The sequence below is a fragment of the Ruminococcus sp. genome, assembly GCF_017650195.1.
Lineage (GTDB): Bacteria > Bacillota > Clostridia > Oscillospirales > Ruminococcaceae > Ruminococcus.
The window spans coordinates 1-6,598 of record NZ_JAGCFH010000210.1 but is presented as its reverse complement, the minus strand read 5'-3'; the positions used below and the strand labels follow the sequence as shown (position 1 = coordinate 6,598).

The following is a 6,598-nucleotide window of genomic DNA, read 5'->3' as shown; positions in this document are numbered from 1 at the left end:
TAAGTGAATATAAACGGCCTGAGAAATAGGCAGTACAGAAAACACGATAATAATAGGGACTCTCCGAATTGGAAAGTCCGTGAGCGCTAACTATTCCATTCTTTAATAATATTAACAGCCAATATCATTTGTGATATTGGCTGTTTTTACTATCTTTTGTCTATATAGGTTGGCACTTACCTATAAATAACATATTTATCAAAATATTACAGTTATAATTAATTCAAATATATTCAGAATCTCATCGTATTCTAATACAGGCTGATCGTGAATTTTGTTCCTTTACCGATTTCACTCTCAACCTCGATTTTTCCATCGTGGGCACGGATTATCTGTCTTGCCATTGCAAGACCTATTCCCACGCTGTCGTGTGATGAATTGCCTGCCTTATAGAATCTTTCAAATATGTGAGGAAGATGCTCTTTTTCGATACCTTTTCCGTTATCCTCTATAACTATGGAAGTGTGCAGATTATTCTGGCTGGCAGATATCCTGACAAAGCCCCCTTTATTCGTATGCTCGATGCAGTTTTTGATGATGTTTGAAAGTGCCTCTTTAAACCAGTGTATATCCACGCTTAGAACAATCCTGTCAGGGATACTGCATATGTATTCCACCTCTGCAACCTCCGCCATAATCAAAAGCGGTTCTGAAAGATCTATGATCAGTTTATTTAATTCAGCCTTCTCTGCTTTCATCTCCAGAACCCCTGCTTCCAGTTGGGAAAGAGTAAGGAGGCTTTTAAGAAGCCATGTCATTTTGTTGATCTGGGCATCGATCTTGCCTGTATATTCAAGTCTCTGCTCATCACCGACTGTTTCATTCATTAACAGCTCATTCATCAATGATATTGCTGTAAGTGGTGTCTTGAACTGATGAGAAATATCAGACATCATATCCGACATATACTTTTTCTGATCATGTTCGGACGAATACTGTTCAAGCAATATGGTTATTACCTTGTATATCTCACTTTGCAGGATTCCCATGCGGCCTTCCGATATCTTCTGCATTTCAGGCAGAGAAGAGTAGTCTTGAACTTTAGTAATATATGATATAAGATCATCAATCTGCTTTTCCGTTTTTCTTTTTTCGATTATATCTACTAAAAATATGATAATAAGTACAGATGCCAGCACTGCCGCCATATGCCACGGATTTCTTAGCAAGATGCACAGTATAACCGAAATGACTGCAATTCCAATCCTGAGTTTCATTTAAATCAAACCATACGATAGCCCATTCCACGAACGGTCTGTATTATGGGCTCATCGCCTTCCTGTTCCAATTTTTTTCTAAGTCTTTTTACATAAACCGAAAGAGTATTGTCATTAACAAAATCCCCTGCACTATCCCACATACTGTTTAATATCTGCTGCCTTGTTAGGAGCAGTCCTCTGTTTCTTACAAATGTAAGAAGAAGTCTGTATTCAGCAGCTGAAAGGAATATCTCTTCACCATCTCGCATGATTCTTCCGCTCCTGATATCCAGTATATTCCTGCCTATCTCTATCGGTTTCTGCTCTTCTTCCTGCTTTTTTTCTGCTTTATCTGCATGAGAAGCGATTCCGCCGCTTCTACGCACTACTGCCTTGATTCTGGCTAAAAGTTCCCTTATCCTGAATGGCTTTGATATATAATCATCAGCTTCATTTTCAAAGGCAAGAACGGTATGCAGTTCATCGTCACAGGCTGTCAGAAATATTATCGGAACATCAGATCTTTCCCTTATTGCCTTGCATATCTGATAGCCGTCGCCATCGGGAAGAGTTATGTCAAGGAGGCACACATCAAAGTGTACCTCATCTTGTATTGCCTCTATGGCACTTTTCATATCTCCGAATGCTTCGACCTCATAGCCCTCCTGTAAAAGAGCTATTTTAAGCCCTTCCACTATTATAGGATCATCTTCGGCAATCAATACTCTCATATACTCTCCTTCCGTATTTCATCAATTATCTGCATACTATTTTCATGTCCGTAGCATATCCTAGTAAATACCATTAGCCCGGTCATACTTACAAGCAGCGTTATTAATATCACCCATACAGGGAGAGTAAGACCAACTCTTCCATAGTGCTGATTGATCAGTAAATATAAACCTGTCACAAATCCAGATATGATCAACGCTGAATAAATAAATGACCTTGTTAAAAGCCTTATGTTCTCCGTCATAAGCATTTTATTCTTCTGTTTTCTTGTCATACCCATCGAATGTAGCACCGCAAGTTCCTTATGTCTTGCCAGACGTCTGCCCATAACGGAATTATATAGGTTAAGAAGACATATAAGTGCTATCATTAATGTAAAACATACCGCTACGACATTTACTATCTTTGTTATCACTTCCGAAAAGTCTTTCAGATCAAAAACATCCTTCGACCTGAGTGCACTGCGCCCGAATTCATCGTTGATCCCTGAAAGCTCTTCAACCAGCAGAGAATACTCTGTATTTGTGTTGAAGAATATACACTTCCACATATCTAGCTTTCCGAATGCAGGATCTTTAAGTATGATATTATCCCGCGTCTGCTCCGAAATGATAATGAAGGTCGTGTTATTGTTTAAAGTGAAATACTCTTTTACATCATCGGCATCTATATAGCCTGCAAAGTCTACGGGAACAGTGACATCATATTCTTCTTCCTTATCTTTATCGTATTCCCTGAGCTCAAGCTCTATCGTATCTCCTTCATTTACAGAGAGTGGTCTCTTCAGAGAGTATTCGGCATATTTGGGCTTCTGTGCGTCATTATCGAAAAAAGTGCAATCATGCGATGTGATCTTAAGCTTATCATATACCAGCATAGGGCTGGTTTCGGAGCTTTCGTACTTTGTAAGGCTGATACCTGCCTTTTCTGCTATTTTATTAAAATCCTCATCATCTAGAGTTATGAAAGCCTGCTTGGGGTGACCGTACACATTTCTGTAACCTCCCCTCACGAAAAAACGATCCTGAATCTGTTCCGGAGTTGCGTTCGGGAACCACATACCCAGTATCCGCTTTACCGTACCGATATACTCTTCATTATAATACTCTATCGGTATACCGCCATAATAATAAGCGACATCCATTTCCTCATATTTGCTGACTTCATCTGACGTCATGATATTCTCCCTGCATGACAGATACCGATCCTCATCAAGGTATCCGGTGTTTTCAAGCATGTATGAACAGTCTGTAAATACATTTCCGGGATTCAGATCCACCTCATTCTCCATACTTGCAAGTATATCCCCAATGCTTCCTGACGCAAAAGCCGTTATCAGAGTAAGTGCGATAAATGTAGTGATACTTCTTATTATGCCTTTTGTAGATGTGAGATTTCTTTCTACGGAAGCTGTTCCCAAAAGCTTTTCGGCTTTTCCTCTGAGCATAAGTCCGAGATAGCTTTTATAGCCTTTTTTCTTCAGTTTCTTTGAATTTTCGTTTCCTCTTATACTTTCAACAGGCCCGATCTTGCTTATTTTGTGTGCAGGTATCCATGCCGATATCCATACAGCAGCCGTGGAGAATATCACAACAAGCAGAAGGTTTACAGGATTAATCACAATTCTGTAGGTGACTTCCGTGTTTCTTCCCGTTGCTATACTTAACAGCATCGAACCAAAGAGCTTTGAAAAATATGGATAGAGCAGTTTCATTCCCACTTTTACCACAAGAATCCCGATACCAATCCCAAAAGGAAGTGAGGGGACAAGCAGTGAGAATACCTCGTAATATACGCTCCATTTTTTCTGTCTGCGTGTCGCACCGACAGACGACAGCATTCCGAGATATCTGCATCTTTCCTGATAGGACATACTGAATACATTATATATAAGGACCAGTGATGCAGCCGTGATTAGTACTACAAAAAAGACCTGACAAAACATCACAAGAAAATTAAGACTGTCATTCTGCCCGTCAGCAGTGAATGCCAGAAGAGCATCATTTGAAACGATACTGCCTTTATCAAACGATATCACTTCTCCGTCCTGTGTTGTATACTTGCTGCCACGGCTAATAGCATCCTCTCTTTCTTCAGAGTTTTTTGAACTGTCAAGGATCTTTGCTATTTCTTCGAAGCAGTCTTCATCTGTTCTGAGATCTGTTGTTAACACAGCATTGACTATTTCATCACCGCTTATGGTGTTTTCTGTTCCGGTCAGTGCTATATATCCTCCCTGTCCCGGAAATCCGAAATAAGGTTCTTCCATTATACCGACTACGGTCAGAGTCTTGCTCACCCCCGTAGGTTTGTGTATCATCTCAATGAGAGCATTGTTTTCATTATAGGGGAAATGATCGGGGACTTTTAATGTATCCCCTGGCTTGAGATTAAACCCAAGCGGCAAAAATATACTTTTTGCTTCTTTGCCTTCTGCTATGAGTTCATTCTGTTCTTCAACCGTGAATGCGTGAATGTATCTTTCAAAAAATTCTGTCTCGATAGTATCTCCAAGCTTTATATCAGCACCTTCATTCAGTGCTGTTTCACTGATAATGACCTCGTCTGAATTTTTCGGATAACGTCCTTCTTTAACCTTTATGTTCATTAGTACAAACAGATTTTTCGAATATTCCTTAATTTCAAGATATGGTGTGACCTTGGGATTTCCGCTTTCGGGAAACTCAGTATATCCGAGAGGCTTTGAGATCTCAAATTTATCAACAAAATCACGCGCTTTAATCTGCTCTGCCTGTTCCTTATCTATATCATATACCTGATAATGCCAGCTTCCCTTATTTGCTATAACCGCATTCTTCATATACCCCATAACGGTATCCTTGCCGATGAACACCGCAGTCATCAGAATGACCATGACAAAAATACCGAGAAAAGTGACCATTGTGCGTTTTCTGTTCTTCTTCATATAGGTCTTTGTAACCTGAAATATTATCTTCTTATTGTTCATTTTGTCACCTTCTTTTTTCGTTCCGGCTCAGACCAGATTTCTGACTTTTTCATTCCTGCCGATACGGCCGTCCTCAATACTTATGATACGGTCAGCCTGCATCGCCAGAGCCTCATCATGGGTTATAAGGATAAGTGTCTGCTTGTTCATTTTATTTGATTCTTTAAGCAGATCGATTATCTCTTCACCTGTTTTTCGGTCAAGATTACCTGTGGGTTCATCTGCAAGCAGTATTGCAGGGTGACTGTAAAGGGCGCGTCCAATCGATACTCTCTGCTGCTGTCCGCCTGACAACTGACTGGGAAGATTTTTTCTTCTGTCCGTCAACCCCAGATGTCCGACCACCTGATCCAGTCTTTCCTTATCCAAAGGTCTTCCGTCCAGAATATGAGGAAGTGCAATATTCTCGTCTATGTTAAGAACAGGCATCAGATTATAGAACTGATACACCAGACCAATTTGTCGTCTTCTGAATATCGCAAGTTTGTCTTCACTTAAGCTGTGGATATCTGTACCATCTATATAGACCTTGCCTTCTGTGGGTTTATCCACTCCTCCCAGTATGTGAAGCAGCGTAGACTTACCGCTTCCCGAAGGGCCTATTATAGATACGAATTCGCCCTTTTCAACCGTAAAGCTGACTTTATCAAGCGCCGTTACCTCTGTTTCGCCTTTTCCGTATACCTTTGATACGTTTTCACATTTTAATATTTCCATATTGTCCTCCCGTATTATGTGTAATATTTTATGATACTTACTATACCCTCTCATTCTTTCATTACAGTGACTAAAAGGTGACGGTTTAGTCACTTTTCAATAATATCAGTATCTGAATGTAATTAGGGTGATTTTATATCATTACAGGATTTCAATGACAGTAAAGTACCAGCTGCTGAGATTATTATAACATATTGTTTTTGAAATAACAATAAAAAAGCGATAAAGTTCGATATTTCTCTGAGCTGCCTTTCTTTATTTCATGAAGGAACTTGTTTTTTATGTATCTCACTGTACACCTGCCTGCAATATGCAGGTAATGTCATACTCCACGGCATAACAGAGTCAAGTTGCTTGTTTGTAGGATTTTGGCCCCATTCTGGCATAACGGTCAGTAAGTAAAACAAATATCCGTAAACATCAAGGTTGTTCCTTTTGGCTGTCTCAATAATACTCATAACAGCTGCGCTTGCAGCAGCACCTTTCTCGGTATCGCTAAAAAGGAAATTTTTACGATTGATAACATACGGCTTTACTGTTCGTTCAGCAAGGTTATTTGTCATTTCCACCTTAGGATTGCTCAGGAACAGATATAGTTTTTCTTTCTGATTCAGGGCATAAGTTATCGCCGTGCCAAGGGCAGAGCCTTTGCTCGGTCTTAGAGTGCTTATTATCTCATATACTTCATCCAGAAGAGGCTTTACCTTGCTCTGTCGCATTTCAAGTATATCATCGAAAGAGTATTTTTTCTCTTTTGCTGCCTTTTCATACGAAGAAGCCTTATCAATAAGGGCAACTATCTGCGCAGATGGGCAGGCTTTATCTCCTTCGGGTATACAATCATAGAATTTACGGCGAAAATGAGCTGCGCAACCAGCATTTTCATAATCTCCGCTGCCATAAGACTGCAAGCCATCTGTCTGAACTACACCTGTATATCCTCTTAGGAGTTCCTCTGCAACTGCTTTACTTCGGCTGTCAT

5 protein-coding genes are annotated in these 6,598 nt (G+C 40.0%); all 5 read right to left on the bottom strand.

Annotated elements, in window-relative coordinates; genetic code table 11:
* Positions 1-251: 251 nt before the first annotated feature.
* Complete coding sequence (locus tag J6U00_RS09815; protein ID WP_296581406.1) at positions 252-1,217, bottom strand: HAMP domain-containing sensor histidine kinase; 966 nt, start codon at positions 1,215-1,217, stop codon at positions 252-254.
* A gap of 5 nt (positions 1,218-1,222) precedes the next feature.
* Positions 1,223-1,930: a response regulator transcription factor gene (locus tag J6U00_RS09810; RefSeq protein WP_296581404.1), complete on the bottom strand. Its 708-nt coding sequence runs from the start codon at positions 1,928-1,930 to the stop codon at positions 1,223-1,225.
* A complete protein-coding gene (locus J6U00_RS09805) occupies positions 1,927-4,899 on the bottom strand; it encodes an ABC transporter permease (protein ID WP_296581402.1) in 2,973 nt (990 codons plus the stop codon). The genes J6U00_RS09810 and J6U00_RS09805 overlap by 4 nt, the downstream gene beginning before the upstream one ends.
* 27 nt (positions 4,900-4,926) lie before the next feature.
* Entirely contained in the window at positions 4,927-5,616 is a 690-nt protein-coding gene (locus tag J6U00_RS09800; RefSeq protein WP_295089916.1) for an ABC transporter ATP-binding protein, read from the bottom strand.
* 260 nt (positions 5,617-5,876) lie between these two features.
* Positions 5,877-6,598: transposase (locus tag J6U00_RS09795; protein ID WP_296581400.1), on the bottom strand; the 722-nt coding region annotated here is incomplete at its 5' end.

Excerpts from the sequence above, each read along its gene's own strand:
- J6U00_RS09815 (WP_296581406.1), bottom strand. The coding sequence starts at position 1,217 with ATGAAACTCAGGATTGGAATTGCAGTCATTTCGGTTATACTGTGCATC.
- J6U00_RS09800 (WP_295089916.1), bottom strand. The coding sequence starts at position 5,616 with ATGGAAATATTAAAATGTGAAAACGTATCAAAGGTATACGGAAAAGGC.
- J6U00_RS09805 (WP_296581402.1), bottom strand. The coding sequence starts at position 4,899 with ATGAACAATAAGAAGATAATATTTCAGGTTACAAAGACCTATATGAAG.
- J6U00_RS09810 (WP_296581404.1), bottom strand. The coding sequence starts at position 1,930 with ATGAGAGTATTGATTGCCGAAGATGATCCTATAATAGTGGAAGGGCTT.